The organism is Bradyrhizobium sp. WD16 (assembly GCF_024181725.1).
GTDB lineage: Bacteria > Pseudomonadota > Alphaproteobacteria > Rhizobiales > Xanthobacteraceae > Bradyrhizobium_A.
Genome location: NZ_CP028908.1, coordinates 1,432,586 through 1,458,041, shown reverse-complemented (window position 1 = coordinate 1,458,041; position 25,456 = coordinate 1,432,586). Strand labels below are relative to the sequence as shown.

The 25,456-nt window shown below is 67.3% G+C and carries 19 protein-coding genes; 11 read left to right on the top strand and 8 right to left on the bottom strand.

The window, feature by feature from the left end; genetic code table 11:
* Positions 1 to 58: 58 nt before the first annotated feature.
* Entirely contained in the window at positions 59 to 772 is a 714-nt protein-coding gene (gene pdeM / locus DB459_RS06775; RefSeq protein ID WP_253712140.1) for a ligase-associated DNA damage response endonuclease PdeM, read from the top strand.
* A 3-nt stretch (positions 773 to 775) separates the two neighbouring features.
* Here the strand turns inward: pdeM and DB459_RS06770 are convergent, their stop codons facing one another.
* Positions 776 to 1,654, bottom strand: coding sequence for a LysR substrate-binding domain-containing protein (locus tag DB459_RS06770; protein ID WP_253712139.1), 879 nt, complete (start codon positions 1,652 to 1,654; stop codon positions 776 to 778).
* Between the two features lie 172 nt (positions 1,655 to 1,826).
* Here DB459_RS06770 and DB459_RS06765 point away from each other — a divergent pair, with 172 nt between their 5' ends.
* Both DB459_RS06765 and DB459_RS06755 read left to right on the top strand, forming a co-directional pair.
* The gene (locus DB459_RS06765; protein WP_253712138.1) at positions 1,827 to 2,783 is read left to right on the top strand and encodes a DMT family transporter; all 957 of its coding nucleotides are present in this window, start codon (positions 1,827 to 1,829) and stop codon (positions 2,781 to 2,783) included.
* Positions 2,784 to 3,154: 371 nt separating this feature from the next.
* Positions 3,155 to 4,495, top strand: coding sequence for an NRAMP family divalent metal transporter (locus DB459_RS06755; RefSeq protein WP_253712137.1), 1,341 nt, complete (start codon positions 3,155 to 3,157; stop codon positions 4,493 to 4,495).
* A gap of 49 nt (positions 4,496 to 4,544) precedes the next feature.
* Here the strand turns inward: DB459_RS06755 and DB459_RS06750 are convergent, their stop codons facing one another.
* The 3 genes from DB459_RS06750 to DB459_RS06740 form a co-directional block, all read right to left on the bottom strand.
* Positions 4,545 to 5,321 carry a TIGR02186 family protein gene (locus DB459_RS06750; RefSeq protein WP_253712136.1) on the bottom strand — a complete coding sequence of 259 codons (777 nt, stop codon included), beginning with the start codon at positions 5,319 to 5,321 and terminating at the stop codon, positions 4,545 to 4,547.
* The gene (locus DB459_RS06745) at positions 5,318 to 6,244 is read right to left on the bottom strand and encodes a sulfite exporter TauE/SafE family protein (protein ID WP_253712135.1); all 927 of its coding nucleotides are present in this window, start codon (positions 6,242 to 6,244) and stop codon (positions 5,318 to 5,320) included. Before DB459_RS06745 ends, DB459_RS06750 begins: the two co-directional genes overlap by 4 nt.
* 158 nt (positions 6,245 to 6,402) lie before the next feature.
* Complete coding sequence (locus DB459_RS06740) at positions 6,403 to 9,888, bottom strand: hypothetical protein (protein ID WP_253712134.1); 3,486 nt, start codon at positions 9,886 to 9,888, stop codon at positions 6,403 to 6,405.
* Between the two features lie 344 nt (positions 9,889 to 10,232).
* On the opposite strand from DB459_RS06740, the gene DB459_RS06735 reads away from it, so the two are divergent.
* The 3 genes from DB459_RS06735 (at position 10,233) to DB459_RS06725 (ending at position 15,600) form a co-directional block, all read left to right on the top strand.
* Positions 10,233 to 12,023 carry an acyl-CoA dehydrogenase C-terminal domain-containing protein gene (locus DB459_RS06735; RefSeq protein ID WP_253712133.1) on the top strand — a complete coding sequence of 597 codons (1,791 nt, stop codon included), beginning with the start codon at positions 10,233 to 10,235 and terminating at the stop codon, positions 12,021 to 12,023.
* Between the two features lie 83 nt (positions 12,024 to 12,106).
* The gene (locus DB459_RS06730; RefSeq protein WP_253712132.1) at positions 12,107 to 13,315 is read left to right on the top strand and encodes an acetyl-CoA C-acetyltransferase; all 1,209 of its coding nucleotides are present in this window, start codon (positions 12,107 to 12,109) and stop codon (positions 13,313 to 13,315) included.
* A 71-nt stretch (positions 13,316 to 13,386) separates the two neighbouring features.
* Positions 13,387 to 15,600, top strand: a complete 2,214-nt coding sequence (locus DB459_RS06725; RefSeq protein ID WP_253712131.1) for a 3-hydroxyacyl-CoA dehydrogenase NAD-binding domain-containing protein — start codon at positions 13,387 to 13,389, stop codon at positions 15,598 to 15,600.
* A 168-nt stretch (positions 15,601 to 15,768) separates the two neighbouring features.
* Here DB459_RS06725 and gstA read toward each other — a convergent pair whose 3' ends face one another.
* Positions 15,769 to 16,368 (bottom strand): glutathione transferase GstA, encoded by a 600-nt coding sequence (gene gstA / locus DB459_RS06720; RefSeq protein ID WP_253712130.1) that lies wholly within the window; start codon positions 16,366 to 16,368, stop codon positions 15,769 to 15,771.
* Between the two features lie 162 nt (positions 16,369 to 16,530).
* On the opposite strand from gstA, the gene DB459_RS06715 reads away from it, so the two are divergent.
* The 3 genes from DB459_RS06715 to DB459_RS06705 all read left to right on the top strand — a co-directional run bounded on the left by DB459_RS06715 (position 16,531) and on the right by DB459_RS06705 (position 19,311).
* The gene (locus tag DB459_RS06715; protein ID WP_253712129.1) at positions 16,531 to 17,019 is read left to right on the top strand and encodes a MarR family winged helix-turn-helix transcriptional regulator; all 489 of its coding nucleotides are present in this window, start codon (positions 16,531 to 16,533) and stop codon (positions 17,017 to 17,019) included.
* 90 nt (positions 17,020 to 17,109) lie between these two features.
* Complete coding sequence (locus tag DB459_RS06710) at positions 17,110 to 18,480, top strand: glutamate--cysteine ligase (RefSeq protein ID WP_253712128.1); 1,371 nt, start codon at positions 17,110 to 17,112, stop codon at positions 18,478 to 18,480.
* A 303-nt stretch (positions 18,481 to 18,783) separates the two neighbouring features.
* On the top strand, positions 18,784 to 19,311 hold the full coding sequence (locus tag DB459_RS06705) for a PAN domain-containing protein (protein WP_253712127.1): 528 nt from the start codon (positions 18,784 to 18,786) through the stop codon (positions 19,309 to 19,311).
* 33 nt (positions 19,312 to 19,344) lie between these two features.
* Here the strand turns inward: DB459_RS06705 and lepB are convergent, their stop codons facing one another.
* The 3 genes from lepB to DB459_RS06690 all read right to left on the bottom strand — a co-directional run bounded on the left by lepB (position 19,345) and on the right by DB459_RS06690 (position 22,258).
* Entirely contained in the window at positions 19,345 to 20,052 is a 708-nt protein-coding gene (gene lepB, locus DB459_RS06700; RefSeq protein WP_253713444.1) for a signal peptidase I, read from the bottom strand.
* Between the two features lie 59 nt (positions 20,053 to 20,111).
* Positions 20,112 to 21,554, bottom strand: a complete 1,443-nt coding sequence (gene tldD / locus DB459_RS06695) for a metalloprotease TldD (RefSeq protein WP_253712126.1) — start codon at positions 21,552 to 21,554, stop codon at positions 20,112 to 20,114.
* 221 nt (positions 21,555 to 21,775) lie between these two features.
* Positions 21,776 to 22,258 carry an invasion associated locus B family protein gene (locus tag DB459_RS06690; protein ID WP_253713443.1) on the bottom strand — a complete coding sequence of 161 codons (483 nt, stop codon included), beginning with the start codon at positions 22,256 to 22,258 and terminating at the stop codon, positions 21,776 to 21,778.
* 616 nt (positions 22,259 to 22,874) lie between these two features.
* Between DB459_RS06690 and coxB the strand changes: the two genes are divergently transcribed.
* The gene (gene coxB, locus DB459_RS06685; protein WP_253712125.1) at positions 22,875 to 23,714 is read left to right on the top strand and encodes a cytochrome c oxidase subunit II; all 840 of its coding nucleotides are present in this window, start codon (positions 22,875 to 22,877) and stop codon (positions 23,712 to 23,714) included.
* An 84-nt stretch (positions 23,715 to 23,798) separates the two neighbouring features.
* Positions 23,799 to 25,415: a cytochrome c oxidase subunit I gene (gene ctaD, locus DB459_RS06680; RefSeq protein ID WP_253712124.1), complete on the top strand. Its 1,617-nt coding sequence runs from the start codon at positions 23,799 to 23,801 to the stop codon at positions 25,413 to 25,415.
* Positions 25,416 to 25,456 lie beyond the last annotated feature (41 nt).

Sequence of the window (25,456 nt, the reverse complement as noted above, 5' to 3'; positions counted from 1 at the left end):
GACGCGGAGAGACCCCCGTCTGCTTGCGGCTCCTGCCTGCGGCCAGTACTAAGGTGGCATGATCGCACTCTCCTCTGCGCCGGCTGATTTAGCGGGGTCGCATTCGGCCTCGTGCGTACGCATCGTCGGTATCGACCTCCTCGCCGACCTCTCCGGCGCCTTCGTCTGGGCGGCCGAGCGCGTCGTCGTGGTCTCCGACCTGCACCTGGAAAAGGGGTCCAGCTTCGCGCGGCGCGGCGTGTTGCTGCCGCCCTATGACAGCGCCGCGACGCTGTCGCGCCTCGCCGCGATCGTCGCGCGCCATGATCCCCGCACGGTCATCGCCCTGGGCGACAGTTTCCACGATGCCGATGCCCATGAGCGGCTCGGCGCCGCGGAGCGCGCCGCACTCGGCGCGCTGCAGGCCGGTCGCGACTGGATCTGGATCGCCGGCAATCACGATCCGGACCTGCCGGATGATCTCGGCGGCGAGGTGCGCAGCGCAATCACGATCGGGCCGCTGACCTTCCGCCACGAACCGACGGGGGCGCGCGGCGAGATCGCCGGCCATCTCCACCCCAAGGCGCGCATTGCGCGCCGTGGCCGCTCCTTCGACCGGCGCTGCTTCGCCTGCGACGACGGCCGCGCGGTCATGCCGGCGTTCGGCGCCTATGCCGGCGGCCTCAGCATCCGCGATGCAGCGTTTTCGGCGATCTTCGGCACGCTCGGCTTTACCGCCCATGTGCTCGGCGACAGGCGGATGCATGCCATCGCCGCCTCGCGCTGCTATTGAACGCTAAGCCGCCCTGGCCTGAACGGTGTTGCAATAGGCGACCAGCCTTTCGGCGAGCCGCAGCGTCGCCGCGCTGGCGCCCGGCTGGGAGATCAGCGCCACTTCGGTGCGGTCGATCGGCGGAAAGCCGTCGCGCGCCGTCAGCAGCCGATGCTCGGGGCGGACCGCGATGTCGGGCAACACGCTCAGCCCGAGGCCGGCGGCCACTGCGGCCTGGATGCCGGCCAGCGACGAAGAGGCATAGGCCATGTGCCAGGCGCGCCCCATGCTCTCGATGGCGTGGATTGCCCGCGTCCGGTAGAGGCAGCCGGTCGGAAAGAACACCAGCGGCAGCGACGGCAGGTCGCGCACCACCGGGTTCGCCTTGCTGGTGACCCAGTGCAGCCGCTCCGGCCAGACCGCGATGGCCTCGCCGCTGCCGGCCTCGCGCTTGACCAGGGCGAGGTCGAGTTCGCCACGTTCGAGGTCGCGGCGCAGGTTGACGCTCTGCTCGGTGCGCACGTCGAGCCGCAGACCCGGCCGCGATCGCACGAAGCTGGCCAGCAGCCGCGTCAGCCGATAGGCCGCGAAATCCTCCGGTAGCCCGAGCCGCACCGCGCCTTCGCCGCAGGGGCGCGCCAGCACGTCCCGCGCCTCTTCGGCCAGCGCCAGGATCCGCCGGGCATAGGACAACAGCCGCTCGCCGTCGTCGGTCAGGGTCACGCGCTTGCCGACGCGGTTGAGCAGCGGCCGGCCGACATAGTCCTCGAGCCGACGGATCTGCTGGCTGACGGTGGACTGGGTGCGGTGGACGCGTTCCCCGGCGCGGGTGAAGCCGCCGGCGTCGACCACGGAGACGAAGCTGCGCAACAGATCGAGGTCGAAGGCTGCGTTCCGGATCATGGCACTGAACCATTCACATTTTCACTGAAGTCCATTCTATCATTTAATTTCCGAATGCCAAGGCGAGCGCCTAGACCGACGAGCCAGTCCCTCTCGTGCCGGCGTTCGCAGGACAGCGGCGGCGCCTTCCGGCGCCATTGTCGGAAACGGGAAGACTTGCCAGGAGCAGTCAATGTCCGTCGTCGCCTCGTCCGTCCCATCCCGTTCTGCGCGGCTCGGCGCGCTCGCCATTCCGCTGTTCTGCCTGCTGTGGAGCAGCGCCTTCGTCGCCGGCAAGATCGGCGTCACCGACTGTCCGCCGCTGATCTTCCTGACCGTACGCTTCCTCGCCGCCGGCGTGCTGATCCTCGGCCTTGCGGCGCTGCGCGGCGAGCGTCTCGATCTGCGCCGCCGCGACATCGTGGCCTTCGCGCTGATCGGAATCTTCAACAACGCGCTCTATCTCGGGCTCGGCTATGTCGGGCTGCGCAGCATCTCGTCCGGGCTGAACGCCCTGATCGTCAGCGCCAATCCGGTCTTCACCGCGGTGCTCGCGGCGCGGCTGCTCGGTGAGCGCATCACCGCGCGCAAGGTGACAGGCCTCGTGCTCGGTGTTCTCGGCGTCGCCCTCGTCGTCGCCGATCGGGTTCATGGCGGCGGCGACAGTCCGGTCGGCGTCGCGTTCTCGGTCGGCGCGCTGGCGGCGATCGTCGGTGGCACCATCCTGTTCAAGCGCCTCGCCCCGCAGGGCAGCCTGTGGATCGGCAACGGCATCCAGAATCTCGCCGGCGGCCTCGCGGTGGCGCCGTTCGCGCTGATGTTTTCCGATTACGCCGAGATCGTGCCGAGCGCGCGGCTGTTCGCCGCCTGGACCTATCTCATCCTCGGCGGCTCGATCGTGGCCTATCTGTTGTGGTTCCGCCTGCTCACGACCTATGGCGCCACCGGCGCCAGCGCGCTGCATTTCCTGATGCCGCCGCTCGGCATGCTGTTCGGCTGGGCGATTCTCGGCGAACGGCTGGCGCCGCACGATCTGCTCGGGATCGTCCCGGTGGCGCTCGGCATCTATCTGGTGACGCGGGCCGCCAGGCCTTCGTCCGCTTCGAGCCGTCCTTCGAGCAGTCTTTCGAACCTTGGAGACGACGAATGAGCCAGTTGCGCATCCCCCTGATCGACGGCCCGACCGCGCTGCTCGAAAGCCGTCGATTTCGACGTCTGCTCACCGACCCGACCTTAGATCCCCCCCCCCCGGGGGCGATTATGATCTGCCCCACGTCGAGCTGACCAAGACCGCCGGGCCGGCGCTTGCGGCCGGCGACATCGGTCCGATCGACGCGGTGCTGCTCAGCCATGACCGGCTCAGCGACAACCTGGCCGGCGAGGCGACGGAGATCGAATTGCCATAAGCGGCAGTTCGGTGCGGGACTTTGCGCCGACCGCGCTTCACGCTGTAGTCTGCGGGGTGAGGCGCGGAACCCCCGCTGCATCTGGTGGTTCTTCCCGGCCAGGAACACCTCCCGCATGACGCAACACGCGCGATCCGACTACCAGGCAGGCCGGGCCGGCGCGCATCGCCATCCCGCGCCGCCGCCTGCGCAGGAGCCCTCTCGGGTCCGCCGCTTTCTCAAGACGCTGGGGCCGGGCCTCGTCACCGGGGCCTCGGACGACGATCCGTCCGGCATCGGCACCTACAGCCAGGCCGGCGCGCAGCTCGGTTACGGCATCGGCTGGACCATGCCGCTGACATTCCCGCTGATGGCGGCGATCCAGGAAGTCTCCGCTCGCGTCGGCCGGGTCACCGGCCACGGCATCGCCGGCAATGCCTCCCGCCATTATTCCCCCGCGGTGCTCAATCTCGTCGTGGTGCTGCTGTTCGTCGCGAACACGATCAATATCGGCGCCGATCTCGCCGCGATGGCCGACGCGCTCAAGCTGCTGATCGGCGGCCCTGGTTTCTTATACGTTCTCGTGTTCGGCATTTCGTCGACACTGGCGCAGATCTTTCTCGACTATCGCCGCTACAGTGCCGTGCTGAAATGGCTGACGCTCAGCCTGTTCGCCTATGTCGCCGCGCTCGGCTTCGCCAAGGTGCATTGGAGCGAGGCGATCATGGGCGTGCTGCTGCCGCGCATCGAATGGAGTTCGGGTTTCCTGACGACGCTGGTCGCGATCCTCGGCACCACCATCTCGCCCTATCTGTTCTTCTGGCAGGCGTCGCAGGAGGCCGAGGATCAGCGCGTCGATCCGCGCAAGCATCCTTTGGTGGCGCACCCCGCCGGCGCCGCCAGCGAATTCCACCGCATCCGTACCGATACGGTGGCCGGCATGGCCTTCTCGAACCTGATCGCGCTGTCGATCATCATCACGGCGGCGGCGACGCTGCATGCGTCGGGACGGACCGATATCGCAACCTCGTCGCAGGCCGCCGAGGCGCTGCGGCCGATCGCCGGCGCCTTCGCCGAATACATCTTCGCCATCGGCATCATCGGCACGGGCATGCTCGCCGTGCCGGTGCTGGCGGGCTCCGCCGCCTATGCCATCGGCGAGGGCCGGCGCTGGCGAGTGGGTCTTGCCCGCAAGCCGCGCGAGGCCATCGCCTTCTATGCCACGCTGGCGCTCTCCGCCGGTCTCGGCATCGCCTTGAATTTCACTCCGATCAGCCCGATCGCTGCGCTGTACTGGAGCGCGGTGATCAACGGCGTCCTGGCGGTGCCGGTGATGGTGCTCCTGATGCTGATTTCGGCGCGCCACGACATCATGGACAAGTTCGTGGTGACCGGGCCGCTGCGCTGGCTCGGCTGGCTCTCGACCGCGGCCATGGCGGTCTGCGTCGTCGCCATGGGGGTGGCGGCGGTGCTCTAAGGGGCGGATGAAGCCGGCGTGGACGCGGCCACGCCCGACCAGCGCGCCTTCAATCCCGCCGGAAGATGATCGAGGCGAACCAGCCGGTGATCAGTGCCATCATCACCGTGACGAGGCCGTAGAGCAGCGGCTGCTGGCGCGCGGCGGTGGCGACGAACTGTTCGAAACCGACCTTGACGATCTCGAAGCGGGTGACGGTGCGCCCGACCAGCACGCCGTCGGAAAGCAGCTTGATATCGACCGCGTAGTCGCCGATCGGCACCTGGGCAGGCAGCGGAATGCTGGTGCGGAACAGCGTCGGGGTCAGGAAGGTCACCGCGCCGGCGTTCTCGCGGTAGAGGCCGTGGTCGCTGCGCAGCCGCAGGAAGGCCCGCCGGAACGGATCGCTCGCCACCACGTCGGCATAATCGGTGCCGACCCGCTGGGTGAGAAGGATGTGATCGAGACCGATCTGCAGATTGCGCCGCAGCTCCGGCGTGGCGACGGCGTCGAAGGGCCGATTGGCGAACACCGCGAGGTAGGACGGCACGTTGATGAATTGCCGCGAATCGACGTTGACCCAGATACCGAGTTTGCGCTCCTTGCGCCGCGTCACGAGATCGGCCGGCGGACCGCTGACGGTGACCACAAGGTCATAGGTCCGGCCGTCGGGCGCGCCATCGCGTTCGATGGCGCCGAACAGCACCAGCTCCTCGCCGTCGTAATTCGAGGTGACGGTGACGCGATCGTTGGAGACCGAAACGATCAGCCGCTCGGCCCGCGCCGCTGGCGCGACCAGGATGGTGGCGAGGACGAGCAGGGCGGCGAGAGGGGACCGGAGCCTCATGGCGAGGTCCCCGTTTCGCGCAGCGTGAAGATTTCCTGCGGCGGGATCACCAGTTCGACCGCGAAACGGATGCCGACCGACAGGATCAGCAGCCCGAGCAGCAGGCGCAGGTGCTCGCCGCGAATGCGCTGGCCGGCGCGGGCCCCGAACTGGGCGCCGGTGACGCCGCCGACCATCAGGATCAGCGCCAGCACCGCGTCGACCAGATGATTGGTGGTGGCGTGCAGCAGCGTCGCCATCGCCATGGTGGTGAGGGTCAGGACCTGCGCCGTGCCGATGACGACGCCGGTCGGCACCCGCAGCAGATAGATCATGATCGGAATCAGCAGGAAGGCGCCGCCGATGCCCATCACGGCGCCGACGAAGCCGATCAGCGCGCCGACCGTCACGACCGGAATGGCCGACAGGTAGATCTTGGAGCGCTTGAAGCGCATCTTCAGCGGCAGGCCGTGGATCCAGACATGGCTGCCCGGCCGGCGCGGCATCGCCGCCTCGCCGCGGCGGGCGCGCCGGATGGCAGAGACGCCCTCCCACAGCATCAGGCCGCCGACGGCGGACAGCAGCACCACGTAGGACAGCGCGATGGTGAGGTCGAGCTGGCCGAGCGAGCGCAGGAAGGAAAACAGCCAGACGCCGAGCGCGGTGCCCATGATGCCGCCGACCAGCAGGACCGCCGCCAGTGCCGGATCGACCGCCTGTCGTCGCCAATAGGACAGAGCGCCGGAGAAGGAGGATGCGGCGATGTGGCTGGAGACCGAGGCCACCGCGACCGCCGGCGAGATGCCGATGAAGATCAGCAGCGGCGTCATCAGGAAACCGCCGCCGATGCCGAACATGCCGGAGACGAAGCCGACGGCGATGCCCATCGCCAGTACCAGCAGGATGTTGACCGGAAGATCGGCGACCGGAAGATAGATCTGCACGTTTGTGCCCTGCCGCGGTCCGTCCGGCGCGCTCGCCGCGCCGGATCATGATCTGCTTAACCGGATTTGCGGCGCAGCGAACAGAAGTTTTCACCGCCGGCTGCAGCGGGGTGACGGAAGGGTTACTTCGGCGCTCGCCTGGATAGATCGCCGGTCCGTTACCGCGCCGAGGCGCTGGGGCCGGGCGTCTTGCCAGCGGCCGGCCTGGCCGGGCGCCGCGTCGTGGTGGGCGCCGGCGGCGGCACGGCGTCCCAGCCGCCCGCCGGGGCGGCGACGGTGGTGGCGTCCGCGGGCTGCGCCTCGGCACTGAAGGTCTGGATCGCGAGCTTGGCCGCGGCGAGCGACTGGGCATCGAGGCGCTTGGCGACGTCGTCGCGCTTGCGACCGGCGTCGGCATCGCCCTGGGCAGCGGCCAGGCTGAACCATTTGTAGGATTCGGCGAGGTTCTGATCGACGCCGATGCCGCGGGCGTAAAGGATGCCGAGATTGAACTGGCTGTCACCGACACCGCGCTCGGCCGCCTTGAGGAACCATTGCGCCGCGAGCTTGTAGTTCGGGCCCCGCGCGCCGCCATCGGCTTCGAGCACCGCGAGGTTGTGCATCGCCTTGGCGTTGCCCCGCTCGGCGGCGCGAATGTAGTAGCGTCGCGCGGCGTCGACATCCTTGCGGCCGCCGAGGCCCTTCTCATAGAGCGTGCCGAGGCGGAACATGGCCGGAACAATGCCGCCATCGGCGGCACGATCGTACCATTTGGCCGCTTCCTCGTAGTTCACCGCCACGCCACGGCCTTCGGCATAGCGCACGCCGATTTCATAGGCGGCGGCGGGATCGCCCTTGAGCGCGGCCGACCGCAGCACCGGTCCGCCGATCGACTCCGGGATGGTGTCGGAGACCGGGGCGCGCGTGATCGAGCCGGGCGGCGACAGCGTCGGCGCGGCGGTGGCCGCGCGGCTCTCGGACGCCGGCGCCGGGGCGATCGATCCGGTGACGTCGGCCGGTTTCGGCGCGGCGGGGGCGTCGTCGGCCGGCACCGGGACCTGATGGGTCATCGGCGTCGGCGCGGTCACGGACGGTAGCGTGAGCTCGGCGGCGGACCTCGCCGGCGCGGTCATCGACGTCAGCGGCAGCATCGCCTCGCTCGAATTTCCGACGGAGCGCTCGACCGCGGCGTGATCGCCGCCGTCGAGCAGGTTTACGGCCATCTTGAAGCCGGACAGAACGATCACGACGACGCTGGCGCCGACCAGCAGCGAACGAATCTTCGAGCTGATGGTCAATCCGTTGGCGGGGGGCGCGGCGTGCGCCGGGGCGGCCGGCGCCGGCTTGGGCCGGACCTTGAACTCGGCCCTGGGATCGGCCTTGAACTCGGACTTGTTGGGTTCCGCCGGGGGCTCGACCTTGGTTCGGGCCTTGGCGCCGATCTTGGCACCGATCTTGGCACCGATCTTGGCCTCGACCTTGGGTGCGACCCTGGTCTCCGGCTTGGTCCTGCTCGCCGCCTTGGCCCCGGTCTTCTTGAGCAGGCCGCCGAGGAAGGAGCTGCGCGCCGGCTGGTCCTTGGCGGCCGCCCCCGGATGGCTGGCAGCCGCCTGGGCCGCGCGTCTTGCAGCAGCGATGAAGTTGGATGTGGTGGCGGGCTGCGGCGCGCTCGCCGGAATTTCGCTCAGCACCTGCTCGGACGCGGCGATCCGCTCCGAGGGCGAGGACGGCGCGAAGTCGCGCGGCTCCATGCGCGTGCCGGGCTCCAGCGGAAAGTCCGGAGGCAGTTCGGGCGCGAGCGGGGCCCGCGGTTCGAACACCTCGCGCAGCGGCACCGGGCCGCGGGCCGCCTGGAGGATGTCGCTGATGGTGTTCGATGCCTGGGTGTCGATATCGCGCGCCGCCATCGGTGCGGCGGCCACCGCCGGATTCGGTAGCTCCAGCCGCGGACTGGCGTTGCGCCTCGGCGCCGGCATTGGCGCCGACAGCGCGGTCGAGGAGATGATCGGGGGCGCCTCGGGAATGATCGGAGCGAAACGTTCGGGCTGAAGCGGCCGCGCGGAGACCTCGGCGGCCGCACGCTCGGTGCGGGCATCGCGCAGGTCGCCCTCGATGGCGGCGAGGCGGTCGACCACGTGGCCAAGTGTCGTGTGCACGCTCTCCAGGGCATCCTGGGTGTTGCGGTCGTTCTCGTCGCAGCTGAGCCGCAGGCCGGACAGTTCGCGGCGGATGGCGTCGACGACGTCCTGGTCCATGGCCGGCTGGGGCGCCGCCGCCTCGCTCAGGCGGGCGAAGCTCGCGCGCTGCTGCTCGAGATGGCCCAGGATGTCGTTGAGGCCGTCCTCGACGCGGCCGAGCGCGGCGGGCCGGGCTTCGACCTGCTCGAGCCGTTCGAGCAGTTGGACGACGCGCTGCTCGAGATGGGCGAAGGCGGCGGGCGCGTCGCTGCCGACCGAAAGCCGGTCGATGCGCTCCGACAGCGTGCGGACGGCCGTCTCCAGCGAATCGCCGTCGCCGGACGGGCGATCGCGCGTCTGCAGGCTTTCGGTCAGCGCCGCGATGCGCTCTTCCAGGGCGCCCAGCGAGGCGGAAAACGCCCCGGCGGCGGCGAGCTCCTCGAGGCGAGCGCCGAGGTTGTGCACGTCGTCGCTGAGCCGCGCCAGGGTATCCCCCGAGGCGACGTTGCCGACGATCTCGCGAAGCGCGCCGATGGTGCCTTCGAGCTGCTGCATCGCCCCGGCATCGGGACTGGTGCGGATGAGGGCGTCGATCCTGCCGGAGAGATTGCGGATCGCCTCGTCGAAGCCGGCGAGCTGCTCGGCCGGCGTGAGCGTGCGCAAGGTGTCGTAGATGTCGCGCAGCGCCTGCTCGATGCTCTGCAGGGCCTTGCTGTCGACGCCGCTCTGGTGGCTCTCGTCGATCCGGCGCGCCACGGTGCGGATCTCCGCTTCCAGCCCTTCCAGCGCATGGCGCGGCAGGGCCTCGCTGATCGCGGCGCGCATCTCGGCGAGCTCGCTGCGGAAGGTGGCGATCGCCTCCTCGACGCCGTCGGACCGGCGCAGGCTTTCGATCTGGCTGGTGAGGTATTGCAGCTGCTTTTCGAAGCCTGACAGATCGGGGGCGGCTTCCCTCGGCGCCGGCGGGGGCGACGGCGGCGGTGACGCGAATATCGCCGGCCGCGCGGTTTCAGCCAGCAGCTGGCGCTGGCGCGCCTGGATTTCGGCGACGTCGAATTCGAGCAGTTCGGGCAGGGTCGTGGCGCTCGGCCGCCGCGCGGGCTCCTCGCGCCGGAACTCCTCGCGCGGTGCCATGGTATGGTCCGGCCTTGCCGGGGGTCGCGCCGCCGCGGCCGGTTCCGAGCGCGGCGGCTGGGAGATCTGGGCAAGGCGGGCATCGAGGCGCGATATCGCCTCGTTCAGCTGGCGCGCCACGCCGCCGCCCTCGCGCCTCGGCGTGACCTGCGAAATCTGTTCGATGTGCCGGGTGATGGCGTCGAGCCGCTGGTGGATTTCGCTGACGTCGGCGCTGTCGCGTGGCCGCGAGTCGCCCAGCGTCGAGCTGATCCAGTCGCTCAGGCTCATCCCGGCACGCTGCGCCGCGGCCTCGGCCCGATCCCGGACGGACGGCTCGATCCCTTCAACACTCCACGATACGCGCGATGTCATGCCCGGTCCGGTATCTGCCCGCGCTGTCAGCCAGCGCCATCAACCGCCACGCCCGTCTGGGAACGCGGCGGGACTGTTCGGAGCCGACTTTTTCGCGTTACGGTAAACAGGCGGTTAAGCAAAGCGCTGGGGAGCGCAAAACTTTAACCTCACCAACTGTCGGTTGGCGGTGCCTCGGGCGCGTCCCCCGGGGCTAACCATGATGTCGAACCCCGGAGCCCCAACCGCGAATTTTGGTTCTCGATGTTCCAAAGCAGCATTGCTGCAATGCAGGAAGCGTCCTAAGGGAGACGGTTCAAGGCCGGCCCACCGGCCAACACCGAAATTCTTGGGAGAACGACCAGATGCCGAGCTACAGGGCCCCCCTCGAAGACGTCAAATTTCTGCTGGACGACGTCTTCCACTTCGACCGCTACAACAATCTGCCAGGGTTCAGCGACGCCTCCGCGGATGTGCGCGACGCGATTCTGTCGGAGGCGGCCAAGTTCAGCGAGGAAGTCCTGCAGCCGCTCAACCGGGTCGGCGATCTCGAGGGCTGCAAGCGTGACGACGACGGCCGCGTCACCACCCCCAAGGGTTTCAAGGAGGCGTTCCGCCAGATGGGCGAGGGCGGCTGGATCGGTCTCGCCGGCCCGGTGGAATATGGCGGCCAGGGACTGCCGCAGACGCTGGCGCAGACCATCGGCGAGTTCATGATCTCCGCCAACATGGCGTTCTCGATGTATCACGGCCTGACGCTTGGCGCCGTGGCGGCGCTGGTGGCGCACGCCGACGACGGCATCAAGCAGACCTACATTCCGAACATGCTCGCCGGCAAATGGGCCGGCACGATGAATCTGACCGAGCCGCATTGCGGCACCGATCTCGGACTGCTGCGCACCAAGGCGGCGCGGCAGGCGGACGGCAGCTTCAAGATCTCCGGCACCAAGATCTTCATCTCCGGCGGCGACCAGGACATCACCGAGAATATCGTCCACCTGGTGATTGCCCGCATCGAAGGCGCGCCGGCCGGCACCAAGGGCATTTCGCTGTTCGTGGTGCCGAAATTCCTCGTCAATGCGGACGGCAGCCTCGGCGCCAGGAACGGCGTGAGCTGCGGCTCGATCGAGCACAAGATGGGCATTCACGGCAATGCCACCTGCGTCATGAACTACGACAACGCCACGGGCTGGCTGGTCGGCGAGGAGAACAAGGGTCTCAACGCCATGTTCGTGATGATGAACGAGGCGCGGCTCGGGGTTGCGGCGCAGGGCCTCGCGCAGTCCGAAGTGGCCTACCAGAACGCGGTCGCCTACGCGAAGGAGCGCCTGCAGGGCCGTTCGCTGTCGGGGCCGAAGGCCCCGGACAAGGCCGCCGATCCGATCATCGTCCATCCCGACGTGCGCCGCACCCTGCTCACCATCCGCGCCTTCAACGAAGCCTCGCGCGCCATGATGATCTGGACCTCGCTCAAGGCCGACGTCGCGCGCAAGTCGAGCGACGCCAAGGAGCGGCAGGAGGCCGAGGATCATCTCGGCCTGCTGACGCCGGTGATGAAGGGCGTGATGACCGATCTCGGCTTTTCCAACGCGGTGGCGGCCCAGCAGATGTTCGGCGGTCACGGCTACATCGCAGAATGGGGCATGGAGCAGTTCGTCCGCGATGCCCGTATCGCCATGATCTATGAAGGCGCCAACGGCATCCAGGCGCTCGACCTGGTCGGCCGCAAGCTGCCCAAGGACGGCGGTCGCGCCGCGATGGCCTTCTTCAACGAGGTCGGCGCCTTCGCCAAAGAGCACGGCGGCGACGAGGCGATGAAGCCCTATGTGGCGCCGCTCAGCACCGCGCTCGGCCATCTGCAGCAGGCCACCATGTGGCTGATGCAGAACGCCATGGCCAAGCCGGACAATGCCGGCGCCGCCTCGACCGACTACATGCATCTCTTCGGCCTCGTCGTGCTCGGCTACATGTGGGCGCGCATGGCCAAGGTGGCGAGCGACAAGATCGCGGCCGGCGACGGCGCGCAGCATCTCAGGACCAAGCTGGTGACCGGCAAGTTCTTCATGGAGCGCGTGCTGCCGGAAACCGCCGCGCATCTCGCCCGCATCCAGAGCGGCGCCGCCACCACCATGGAGCTGGCGGCGGACGCGTTCTGAACGCGCCGTCTCGCCGCGGTCGCAGTCCATCCGATATGATCAATCAGAGCCAATTCAGAACGTCAGGTCGAGGGAGGCCATCAATGGCTGAAGCATTCATCTACGATCACGTCCGCACCCCGCGCGGTCGCGGCAAGCCGGACGGCGCGCTGCACGAGGTGACCGCGCTCGCTCTTGCCACCGCGCCGCTGCAGGCGCTCAAGGAGCGCAACAACCTTGCCGTCGACAGCGTCGACGACGTCATTCTCGGCGTCGTCGATCCGATCGGCGAGGCGGGCGGCGACATCGCGCGCTTTGCGGCGATGAAGGCCGGCCTCGGCACCGCGGTGCCCGGCATCCAGGTCAGCCGCTTCTGCGCCTCGGGCCTCGACGCGGTGAATTTCGCCGCGGCGCAGGTGATCGCGGGCCAGCATGAGCTGACGATCGGCGGCGGCGCCGAATCCATGAGCCGTGTCGGCATCCTGTCGTCCGGCGCGTCGTGGCCGATGGACCCGTCGATGGCGGTGCCGTCCTATTTCATGCCCCAGGGCGTCGCGGCCGACCTGATCGCGACCAAATACGGTTTCTCGCGCGATGACGTCGACGCCTACGCGGTGCAGAGCCAGCAGCGTGCCGGCAAGGCCTGGGACGAAGGGCGTTTCAAGAAATCGGTGATCGCGGTCAAGGACATCAACGGCCTCACCATCCTCGACAAGGACGAGCACATGCGGCCGCAGACGACGATGCAGTCGCTGGCGCAGCTGCAGCCCTCCTTCGCGGTCATGGGCGCGATGGGCGGCTTCGAGGCCGTCGCCATCCAGTCCCACCCGGAGATCGAGGCGGTCAATTACGTCCATCATGCCGGCAACTCCTCCGGCATCGTCGACGGCGCCGGCGCGGTGCTGATCGGCAGCCAGGAGGCCGGCAAGAAGCACGACCTCAAGCCGCGGGCGAAGATCCGCGCCTTCGCCAATATCGGCTCCGAGCCGGCGATGATGCTGACCGGCCCGATCGACGTCACCCGGAAGGTGCTGGCCCGCTCCGGCATGAAGCTGTCCGACATCGACCTGTTCGAGCTCAACGAGGCCTTCGCCTCGGTGGTGCTGCGCTACATGCAGGCGTTCGAGATCGACAACGACAAGGTCAACGTCAATGGCGGTGCCATCGCGCTCGGCCATCCGCTCGGCGCCACCGGCGCCATGATCCTCGGCACGGTGCTCGACGAGCTGGAGCGCCGCAACCTGTCGACCGCGCTGGTGACCCTGTGCATCGGCGGCGGCATGGGCACCGCCACCATCATCGAACGCGTCTGATCGTCCCGCCTCGCCCGCGGCGCCGCTTCCCGCGGCCGCCCGGCGACGGCCCACATTCGAGGAACCGACAAATGGCTTACAAGAACTTCAAGGTCGAAACCGACGCCGACGGCATCGCGCTGGTCACCTGGGACAGCCCCGGGCGGTCGATGAACGTGTTCGACGCCACTACCATCGAGGAACTCGGCGCCATCGTGCGCGAGACCTCGGCGGACGCCGCGGTCAAGGGCGTGGTGGTGACCTCGGGCAAGGAGGCGATGGCCGCCGGCGCCGACCTCACCATGCTCGAGACGATGAACCGCAGCTATCTCGAAACCCTGAAAGGCAAGGGCGAGCAAGCCGCCAATCAGCTGCTGTTCGACGAGAGCCGCAAGCTGTCGCTGGCGTTCCGCGCCATCGAGACCTCGGGCAAGCCGTGGGTCGCGGCCATCAACGGCCTCGCCCTCGGTGGCGCCTTCGAGCTGACGCTGGCCTGCCACCACCGTGTCGCGGCCGAGAATCCGAAGACCCGGCTCGGCCTGCCCGAAATCAAGGTCGGCCTGTTCCCCGGCGCCGGCGGCACCCAGCGGCTGCCGCGCATCATGCAGCTCCAGGACGCGCTGCAATTGCTGCTCAAGGGCGAGGCGCTCAATCTCGCCAAGGCCAGGGCGGCCAAGCTGGTCGACGCCGTGGTGCCCGCGGCCGACCTGATCACGACCGCCAAGGACTGGATCAAGGGCGGCGGCAAGGCGGTGGCGCCGTGGGACGAGAAGGGCTTCAGGCTGCCGAACGGCCCGGTCTATTCCAAGGCCGGCGTGTCGACCTTCCCGCCGGCCAACGCCATCTTCCGCCGGGAGACCTACGACAACTATCCGGCGGCTCGTGCGGTGATGCAGTGCGTCTATGAGGGCCTGCAGCTGCCGATGGATGCGGCACTGCGCGTCGAATCGCGCTACTTCGCCAATGTTCTGCGCTCCAAGGAGGCGGCGGCGATGATCCGCAGCCTGTTCGTCTCGATGCAGGAGCTCAACAAGGGCGCCCGCCGGCCGCAGAACGTGCCGCCGACCAAGGTCAGGAAGCTTGCCGTGATCGGCGCCGGCTTCATGGGCGCGAGTGTCGGCTACGTCTCGGCCCAGGCCGGCATCGAGGTCGTGCTGATCGACCGCGACCAGGACAGCGCCGACAAGGGCAAGGCCCACGCCAAGTCGATGATCGACGGCCTCGTCGCCAAGGGCCGCGCCAAGGAGGCCGATCGCGACGCGCTGCTCGGCCGGATCACCGCCACCGCCGACTATGACGCGATCCGCGACTGCGATCTCGTGATCGAGGCGGTGTTCGAGGATCGCAAGATCAAGGCGGACACCTACGCCAAGGCCGAGCCGCTGCTCAAGGACGGAGCGATCTTCGCCTCCAACACCTCGACGCTGCCGATCAACTCGCTGGCCGAGGAGTTCAAGGACAAGGCGAAGTTCATCGGCATCCACTTCTTCTCGCCGGTCGAGAAGATGCTGCTGGTGGAGATCATCGTCGGCAGGGAGACCGGCGACCTGGCGCTCGCCACCGCGCTCGATTACGTCCGCCAGATCGGCAAGACGCCGATCGTGGTCAACGATTCGCGCGGCTTCTTCGCCAATCGCTGCGTGCTGCGCTTCACCGCCGAAGGCCTCGAGATGCTGATGGAGGGCGTGCCGCCGGCGATGATCGAGACCACCGCGAAGATGGCCGGCATGCCGGTCGGGCCGCTGTCGCTGAGCGACGAGATCGCCCTCGACCTCGTGCTCAAGATCATGAAGGCGACCGAGGCCGATCTCGGCGCCAACGCCGTCGACCAGCAGCAGAAGAAGCTGATGGTCGAACTGGTGGAGAAGCTCGGCCGTCTCGGCCGCAAGAACGGCAAGGGCTTCTACGAGTATCCCGAGAAGGGCAAGGGCCAGAAGCGGCTGTGGGCCGGTCTCGGCGAACTGCTGCCGAGGAAGCTCGATCCCGACACCCTCGACGTCGAGGAGCTCAAGCAGCGCTTCCTGGTGGTGCAGGCCGTCGAGGCGGCGCGCACGGTGGAGGATCACGTCATCACCGATCCGCGCGAGGCCGATGTCGGCTCGATCCTCGGTTTCGGCTTCGCACCGTTCACCGGCGGCACGCTGTCCTATATCGACTTCATGGGCACGAAAGCCTTCGTCGAACTCTGCCACAAGCTCGAAGCCAAGTATGGCTCGCGCTTCACTCCGCCGAAGCTGCTGGTCGAGATGGCGGCCAAGGGCGAGACCTTCTACGGCCGTTTCCCGCCGAAGAAGACCGCGGCCTGACGGGCCTACTGGAGTGGATTTGACATTCGCCAACCGCCTCGCCGCAGGCGCGTAAAGCGTTTGCCACCAGGCGCGTCTGCAAACATCAAGGGCCGGATCGTCGATCCGGCCCTGTCGTCATGGTGGAAATGGGGGAGCTCAGCGCCGGCCGATCGGCAGTGCGAGGCGTTACGTCTCCGCCGCCAGTGCCGCCTGGACCTGCGGCCGCGCCGCGACCCGTGCCTGGTAGGCGATCAGGTTCGGCATTGCCGCAAGGTCGATCTTCATGTTTTCGGCCCAGCGCAGCATGGTGTAGAGATAGCCGTCGGCGACGGTGAATTCCTTGCCCATCAGGTAGTCGCGGCCGGCGAGGGCGCTGTCGACATGGCCGAGGCGGATGGCGAGCCGGTTCCGGAACACTGCCTTGGCCTCGTCCGCCAGGGTGGGGTTGAATAGCGGGCTGAAGGTCTTGTGGATCTCGGTGCCGATGAAGTTCAGCCATTCCTGCAGACGATAGCGCTCGGGTGTGCCGTTCGCCGGTGCCAGTTTCTTCTCCGGCACATGATCGGCGATCATCTGGACGATGACGGGCCCCTCGGTCAGCAACTCGCCGTTATCGAGCTGCAGGGCCGGCACCTGGCCTTTTGGATTGATCTTGGTGAAATCCTCGCCATTGGCGAGCTTCTTGGCCCTGAGATCGACTTTGACCAGTTCGTGCGGCAGGCCGGCCTCCTTGAGGGCGATATGGGGCGACAGCGAGCAGGCGCCGGGCGTATAATAAAGTTTCATCATGGGCCTCCCTGGATGGTCCGAAGGTGGCGAGTGGCAAATCCACTCCACCGGAGAAATGGGTTCGTTGCCGCATGCGTTTAAATGCCTGCACGGAACTGTCAATATTGATGCAGCTGCATTGACCGGGCTATAGTCGCGGCGAACCACCATGACGGGATCATGAAGCGTAAACCCTCGAGCGAAGCGACAGCCGCCTGGATCCGCCTGATGCGGGTGCAGAGCCGGGTGCTCGACGCCGTCGAGCATGACCTGAAGAAGGCCGGGTTTCCGCCGCTCGCCTGGTATGACGCGCTGTTCGAGCTGTCGCGCTCGCCGCGCGGCGAGATGCGTCCCGTCGAACTCGAGCGGCAGATGCTGATTCCGCAATATTCGACGTCGCGGCTGATCGACCGTCTGGTCGACGAGGGACTCGCCGTCCGCCGCGAATGCAAGATGGACAAGCGCGGCCAGTTCATCGAGATCACCGAGGCCGGCCGCGAGCTGCAGAAGAAGATGTGGCAGGCCTATTCGGCGGCCATCGAGCGCCACATCGGTTCCAAGCTCTCCGACGGCGACGCGCTGAGACTCTGCGATCTGCTCGACCGCCTGGGCTGCTCCTGCAACGATGCCGCGCTCCTGCCCGGCAAAGACGCCGCGGGCGTCCGATGAGCTTTTATTCACCCTTGGCCGCCGGCGCAGGCGGTCCCCATTCCCGACCGCGCGCCTGCGACGCTGCCGCGGTTCTCGACCGGACTTTCCATGGCTCGTGACCAGATCGACATGACCCCGCTCCAGAGCCGCGACGATCTCGTCGCGTGGCTCGAGGCCGGCTGCAAGCCCGCCGCCGAATTCCGCATCGGCACGGAGCACGAAAAGACGCCCTTCACGCTGGATGGACACCGCCCGGTGCCTTATGCCGGCGGCCGTGGCATCGAGGCGCTGCTCCGGGGCATGGAGGATCTGCTCGGCTGGGAACCGATCATGGAGCAGGGCAACATCATCGGCCTGCTCGATGTCACCGGCGGCGGCGCCATTTCGCTCGAGCCCGGCGGCCAGTTCGAACTCTCCGGCGCGCCGGTGGAGACCGTGCACCAGACCGCCGGCGAGCTGATGGCGCATCTCGCCCAGGTGCGCGAGGTCGCGACCCCGCTCGGCATCGGCTTTCTCGGCCTCGGCATGACGCCGTCCTGGTCGCGCGGCGAGATTCCGAAAATGCCCAAGGGCCGCTACCAGATCATGACCAGCTACATGCCGAAGGTCGGCAGTCTCGGGCTCGACATGATGTACCGGACCTGCACGGTGCAGACCAATCTCGACTTCTCCTCGGAAGCCGACATGGTGAAGAAGCTGCGGGTCTCGTTGGCGCTGCAGCCGGTCGCCACCGCCCTCTTCGCCAACTCGCCCTTCACCGAGGGCAAGCCCAACGGCTTCCTGTCGTTCCGCTCGGAGATCTGGCGCGACACCGATGCGGATCGCTCCGGCATGCTGCCCTGGGCGTTCGAGGACGGCATGGGGTTCGAGCGCTGGGTCGATTATGCCCTCGACGTGCCGATGTATTTCATCAAGCGCGGCGATTCCTATATCGACGTCGCCGGGGATTCCTTCCGCGCCTTTTTCGAAGGCCGTAACGAGAAACTGCCCGGTGAACGGCCGACCCTGTCCGACTGGGCCAACCATCTGTCCACGATCTTCCCCGAGGTGAGGCTCAAGCGCTATCTCGAAATGCGCGGCGCCGACGGCGCGCCGTGGGGCCGTCTGCCCGGCTTGTCTGCCTTCTGGGTCGGATTGCTTTACGACGACGACAGCCTCTCGGCTGCCTGGGACCTGGTGCGCCCGTGGAGCGCGGCGCAGCGCCAGCAATTGCGCGACGAGGTGCCGCGGCTCGGCTTCAAGGCCAGGATCGGCGATCGCTATCTATTCGAGATCGCGAAGGAATGCCTGGTGCTGGCCCATGCCGGACTGCGCCGCCGCGGCCAAGTCGACCAGACCGGGCGCGACGAATCCCGCTATCTCGAGCCGCTCGATCAGATCATCGCTGCCGGCAGGACCCCCGCCGAGGAGATGCTGTTGAAATATCATGGGGCATGGGGCGGTTCGGTCGACCCGGCCTATGAGGAGTTCGCCTTCTGAACCGGGCAGCTGCCGCAATCGGCGTGCCGCCGATCGGCAAAGTCCTGAAACGAACATGTCCTGAAACGAACATCCTGAATGACGGTGCCGCCGTTGCGGCGGGCCCGTTCATCTGGCGTACAGAAAGCTGGCGTCTTAATGAAGCGGATCGCTTGCGAGCCCAGGCCCGCGAAGACGATCCGACGTCGATCCCTGCTTCAACACCCGCTTGCCGGTTTGTCGCCCTCGCCGAGAGAGTCCGGAATGGTCCGCCCCCAACGCTGTCGCGCGCGCCGGCCGTCGCTCGGAGGAGTGCGGCCGCTGATGCGCGCCATGCTGACGGCGTTGATTGTGGCGGTTGTAGCGCCGGCAAGCTTCGCCCAGGTCAATTACGACCGGCCGGGTAGCGACTATGCGCATTCTCCGGTGCTGTCGGGCGATCCGGCGGATTGCGCGCTTCAATGCGAGCGCGACCGGCGTTGTCGCGCCTGGAGCTTCAACTATCCGACCTACGCTGCGGCCGAGGCGACCTGCTGGCTGAAGAGCGCGGTGCCGCCGCGGATCGAGAGCAATTGCTGCGTCTCGGGCGTGCGCGGCGCGGGCGTGGTCGAACAGCGGACCGGCGCAGTCGAGATGTCGACCGATCGCTTCGGCGGCGACTATCGCAGTTTCGAGATGAAGGCGAGCGACAAGGACGAGGCCTGCCGGGCCGCCTGTGTCGGCGACAACAAGTGTCGGGCCTGGACCTATGCGCGGCCGGGCTATCTCGGTCGGGAGCCGCGGTGCTTCCTGAAGAACCAGATCAAGCCGCCGCGCCGCAAGCCGGGCTTCACATCCGGCGTGGTGCGCTGAGCGAGGTCGTTCGCACCCTCGCTCCGATGACGCTTACCGCACGATGGTCAGGAAGCGCGAGCCCCGCAGCGCGTCGAGCCAGGTCGCCGGCGAGCGATGGTGCTGGGCGATGTCCCAGGAGCCGAGCACGGTCTCGACGCGGCCGACGAGATTGTCCACCGGCAACAGTCCGACGCCGCCCTCGGCCAGCGGCACCCGGCTGTCGGCGGAGTTGTCGCGGTTGTCGCCGAGCACGAACAGGCGCCCGGCCGGCACGGTGATTTCGGGCGTGTTGTCGAGGAAGCCGTGGGCGCGCAGCTTGAGGATCGGATGGCTGCGGCCGCCGGGCAGGATTTCGACATAGCGCGGCGCGGCGGCCTTGGAGCCGTCGTCGTTCTCGGCCTCGCCGGTGCCGTCGGGCTTGAGCGTCGCCGGCGTGCCGTTGATGAACAGTTCGCCCTGCTTCATCTGGATGCGATCGCCCGGCAGGCCAACCACGCGCTTGACCCAGACCTGCGAATGGTCGCCCGGCCAGCGAAACACCACGACGTCGCCGCGCTCCGGCAGGGCGCCGAGCACCCGCGAGGTCGAGGGCAGCGAGACGTTCAGCGGCACCGAGGCGGCGCTGTAGCCGTAGGGATATTTGCTGGCGAGCAGCGCATCGCCGATCAGCAGCGTCGGCTCCATCGAACCGGACGGGACATAGAACGGCTCGGCGATGGCGCCCTTTGCCGCCATCACCAGCAGGAACACCGAGACCATCTGGGCGGCGGCGCCGGTCCAGTTACGCACGGTCCTGGCGGTCGTCGTCGTCTCGCTGCTCACGCCCCGGTTCCTCCGACGGTGATGCGGTCCATGCGCAAGGTCGGCTGGCCGACGCCGACCGGCACGCCCTGGCCGTTCTTGCCGCAGGTGCCGATGCCGGCGTCGAGCTCGAGGTCGTTGCCCACCATGGTGATGCGGTGCAGGTCGGTGGGGCCGTTGCCGATCAGCATGGCGCCTTTGACCGGGGCGCCGATCTTGCCGTTCTCGATGCGATAGGCCTCGGTGCACTGGAAGACGTATTTGCCCGAGGTGATGTCGACCTGGCCGCCGCCGAAATTGACGGCGTAGATGCCGTTCTTGACCGAGGCGATGATCGCCGCCGGGTCGTGCGGCCCGGCGGGCATGTAGGTGTTGGTCATGCGCGGCATCGGCATGTGGGCGTAGCTTTCGCGCCGGCCGTTGCCGGTCGGCTTCATGTTCATCAGCCGGGCGTTCTGGCGGTCCTGCATGTAGCCGACCAGGATGCCGTCCTCGATCAGCACCGTGCGGCTGGTCGGCGTGCCCTCGTCGTCGATCGACAGCGAACCACGGCGCGCGGCGATGGTGCCGTCATCGACCACCGTGACGCCTTTGGCGGCGACCTGCTGGCCCAGCAGTCCGGCGAAGGCGGAGGTCTGCTTGCGGTTGAAATCGCCTTCGAGGCCGTGGCCGACGGCCTCGTGCAGCATCACGCCCGGCCAGCCCGGGCCGAGCACCACGTCCATCTCGCCGGCCGGCGCAGGCACCGATTCGAGATTGACCAGGGCCTGGCGCAACGCGCCGTCGGCGGCATCGCGCCAGGCCTTGGTTTCGATGAAGCGGGCATAGGCCTCGCGGCCGCCATAGCCGTGGCTGCCGGTCTCCTGCCGATCGCCGGAGCCGACCACCACCGAAACGTTGATCCGCACCAGCGGGCGGATGTCGCGATAGCTTTCGCCGTCGGGACGGAAGATCTCCACCACCTGCCAGGTGGCGCCGAGACTCACCGAGACCTGCCGCACCCGCGGGTCCTTGTCGCGGACATAGGCGTCGATCTCGGCGAGCAATTTGACCTTGCTTTCGAAGGCCTCGCCGTCGAGCGGATTGTCGTCGCCATAAAGCCTGGCATTGCTGTGCGCCGGCGCTGCCGCGAAGTTGCCGCTGTAGCCGCCACGCACCGCGCGGACGGCATCGGCGGCGCGGGCGAGCGCCGGCATCGACATGTCCGAGGCATGGGCGTAACCGACCGCATCGCCCTTGACGGCGCGCAGGCCGAAGCCCTGGGCGGTGTCGTAGGTCGCCTGCTTGAGGCGGCCGTTGTCGAACATCAGCCCTTCCGACTGCCTGTATTCGAGGAACAGTTCGCCGTCGTCGGCGCCGTCGAGGCCGCGGGTCATCTCGCCGCGCACCGCGTCGCGATCGAGACCGGCGCGATCGAGCAGGGAACTGAGGGAGGCGGGGCTGTCGGTCTGCTGAGTCATGGAAACTCCGATTGCAGCGGGGAACGCCCGGGCGGCGCGGCGGTCGCAGCGTTGGCGGTCAGGGTCTTGCCCACCAACATAGGGATTGCCGCGGTCGAGAACCAGCGGAAGCCGCGCAAGATCCCGTGTTCGCCGTTCCCCGGTCGCGGGCTCGGGAAGCGAACGTCAAGTCGTTCAATCCACTAGAAAATTTATGACTGTGCGGCAAATGAAGCGGTTATTCAGGGCAGCTTGTCGAAGCCCTCGCCGAGGCCCTTGAGGCTGAGCGGAAAGCCGATGCCTTCCTCCGGCGTCTCGAAGATGATGAATGTCGCCGTCTTGGCGGTCTTGAGCTGGTTCAGGAGGTTTTCGTCCAGCACCACTTCGGCGACACAGCCATTGGGCAGGCAGCGGACGAACCCGGCGCGGCCGACATCATTATTGTCGAGCTTGAGGCCGAGGCCGGAGGGCAGAAGCACCCCGAGCGGTGCCACCACCCGCATCAGCCGGCTCTTCTGGTCGGCGGTCTTGAGGATGATGACGGTCAGGCCGGCATTGGACCTGTCTTCCGCCACCACGCTCTGGATCAGGGCACATTGTTCCGCCTGGGCTCCCGGCGGGGTATCGCAGCGGATCTGCCAGTCGCCATGAACGGAGCGGACCGCGCCCTGGGCGAGGGCGGTTCCAGTGGTGAAACCGAAGCTGAGGGCGATCAGGCCGGCCATGACCAGCCAGAAGGCCGGCGAACCGCGCCGCCGGCGGGTCGGTGTCGGAGCGGCAGGCCCCGTCGCGGCCGGGCGGTTGGCATCGGGGTGGTGAGGTCTCGAAGCGCCCATCAGGGTCGATCCTTGGCAACAAAATGGCGATCTTCCCCGCAGGCTGACAGGGCAATGACGGCACCTTGAAGGCGGCAGCCGGTGAAAACACCCTCGCTTCGCCAGGAGCCGGATGGGGCCCGAATCGCCTGCGCGGCGTTGATCGTCAGCGTGGGTACATCGCGGCCCGCGCCTGTCAAGCGCGCGTAATGGTTGTTGCTCGTTAACTGGCGGTTGATGCCGGCTGGCCTCGAGGCCATGGCTTCGCGCCGAGGCAGGGGCGATCACCTCGCCGCTGCACTTTCCTGCATTGCGATGGCCGGAGAATTATGATTTGTGAACACTGCAAACTCGAGGCGTTCCTACCTGCATTGGCGGGTGGCTGAGCGCAAGCGAGCTACCGGCGCCCTCTCGCCGATGATCGACCGACACGGAATCGACCGATGCAGATCGCGCGAGGCCGTTCGAACGACGCGGCGGCCGGAGGAAGTGTCGGATCGAGGTCTTGGACAGGAGCGCAGGCGACATGAAGATGTCGAGGGGACGGTGGGGCCGCCGAATTCTGGGTCTGGCGGTTGCCGCATGTGGGTTGGCGTTCGCGAGTTCGGCCATGGCCGAGGTCGGGCAGCCGTCGAACTGGGAATATTCGCTGCAGCCGTCCGGCTCCCCGGTGATGGAGAACATCACCTGGTTTCACAATTTCCTGCTCTGGATCATCGTCACCATCACGCTGTTCGTGCTGGCGCTGCTGGTGACGGTTGTCATCAAGTTCAACGCCCGCTCCAATCCGACGCCGTCCCGGACGACGCACAACACCCTGATCGAGGTGGTGTGGACCATCGTTCCGGTGCTGATCCTGGTGGCGATCGCCGTGCCGTCGTTCCGGCTGCTCTTCCTCGAGCTCGACGTGCCGAAGGCCGATCTGACCGTGAAGGCGACCGGCAAGCAGTGGTACTGGAGCTACGCCTATCCGGACAACGGCAAGTTCGAATATGATTCGCTGATGGCGACCGACAAGCAGCCGCGCCTGCTCGCCGTCGACAACGAGATGGTGGTGCCGGTCAACAAGGTGATCCGGGTCCAGACCACCGGCGCCGACGTCATCCATTCCTTCGCCATCCCCTCCTTCGGCATCAAGATCGATGCCATTCCGGGTCGTCTCAACGAGACCTGGTTCAAGGCCACCAAGGTCGGCATGTATTACGGCCAGTGCTCCGAGCTCTGCGGCAAGGACCACGCCTTCATGCCGATCGCGATCCGCGTCGTCAGCGACAAGGAATTCGCGAGCTGGGTCGAGGAAGCCAAGAAGAAGTACGCTTCGGCCGGCACCAACGCATATGCCTCGGTTGGCGCCGCCGCGCAGTAAGCGCGCGGCGCCCGCAATCTCGGAACAAGGGCGACGAACCGCACCAGGGTTCAGAACCATTCGGGTTCAAAGGATCTGACGACAATGGCCACCGCTGCATCGAACGCACATACCGCCCACGACGACCACGCCCACGATCATCCGACCGGTTGGCGCCGCTACGTCTATTCGACCAACCACAAGGACATCGGCACGATGTACCTGGTGTTCGCGCTCATCGCCGGCGTGATCGGTGCGGCGATGTCGATCGCGATCCGGATCGAGCTGATGTATCCGGGCGTCCAGCTGTTCCACGAGAGCCACACCTACAACGTCTTCGTCACCTCGCACGGCCTGATCATGATCTTCTTCATGGTGATGCCGGCGATGATCGGCGGGTTCGGCAACTGGATGGTGCCGTTGATGATCGGTGCGCCGGACATGGCCTTTCCGCGCATGAACAACATTTCGTTCTGGCTGCTGCCGGCCTCCTTCGCGCTGCTGCTGATCTCGGTCTTCGTCGAGGGCGAGCCCGGCGGTAACGGCGTCGGCGCCGGCTGGACCATGTATGCGCCGCTCTCGACCTCCGGCCATCCCGGTCCGGCGGTGGACTTCGCGATCCTCTCGCTCCACCTCGCCGGCGCGTCGTCGATCCTCGGCTCGATCAACTTCATCACCACCATCTTCAACATGCGCGCGCCCGGCATGACGCTGCACAAGATGCCGCTGTTCGTGTGGTCGGTGCTGGTGACGGTGTTCCTGCTGCTGCTGTCGCTGCCCGTGCTCGCCGGCGCCATCACCATGCTGCTGACCGACCGCAACTTCGGCACCACCTTCTTCTCGGCGGAAGGCGGCGGCGATCCGGTGCTGTTCCAGCACCTGTTCTGGTTCTTCGGCCACCCCGAGGTCTACATCCTGATTCTGCCGGGCTTCGGCATGATCAGCCAGATCGTCTCGACCTTCTCGCGCAAGCCGGTGTTCGGTTATCTCGGCATGGCCTATGCGATGGTGGCGATCGGCGGCATCGGCTTCGTGGTCTGGGCCCATCACATGTACACGGTCGGCATGTCGTCGGCGACGCAGGCCTATTTCGTCGCCGCAACCATGGTGATCGCCGTTCCGACCGGGGTGAAGATCTTCTCCTGGATCGCCACGATGTGGGGCGGTTCGATCGAATTCCGCGCGCCGATGATCTGGGCTATCGGCTTCATCTTCCTGTTCACCGTCGGCGGCGTCACCGGCGTGGTGCTGGCCAATGCCGGCGTCGACCGCGTGCTGCAGGACACCTATTACGTCGTGGCGCACTTCCATTACGTGCTGTCGCTCGGCGCCGTGTTCGCCATCTTCGCCGGCTGGTACTACTGGTTCCCGAAGATGTTCGGCTACATGTACAACGAGGGCATCGCCAAGCTGCACTTCTGGGTGACCTTCGTCGGCGTCAACCTGGTGTTCTTCCCGCAGCACTTCCTCGGCCTGTCGGGCATGCCGCGCCGCTATGTCGACTACCCCGACGCCTTCGCCGGCTGGAATCTGGTCTCCTCGATCGGGTCCTATATCGCGGCCTTCGGCGTCGTCGTGTTCTTCTACGGCGTCATCGAGGCCTTCATGAAGAAGCGGCAGGCGGCCAACAATCCGTGGGGTGCCGGCGCGACCACGCTGGAATGGACCCTGTCGTCGCCGCCGCCGTTCCACCAGTTCGAGGTTCTGCCGCGGATCCAGTAAGAGCAATCAGCACGGCCGCACGCTTGCGCCTGCGGCCGTGC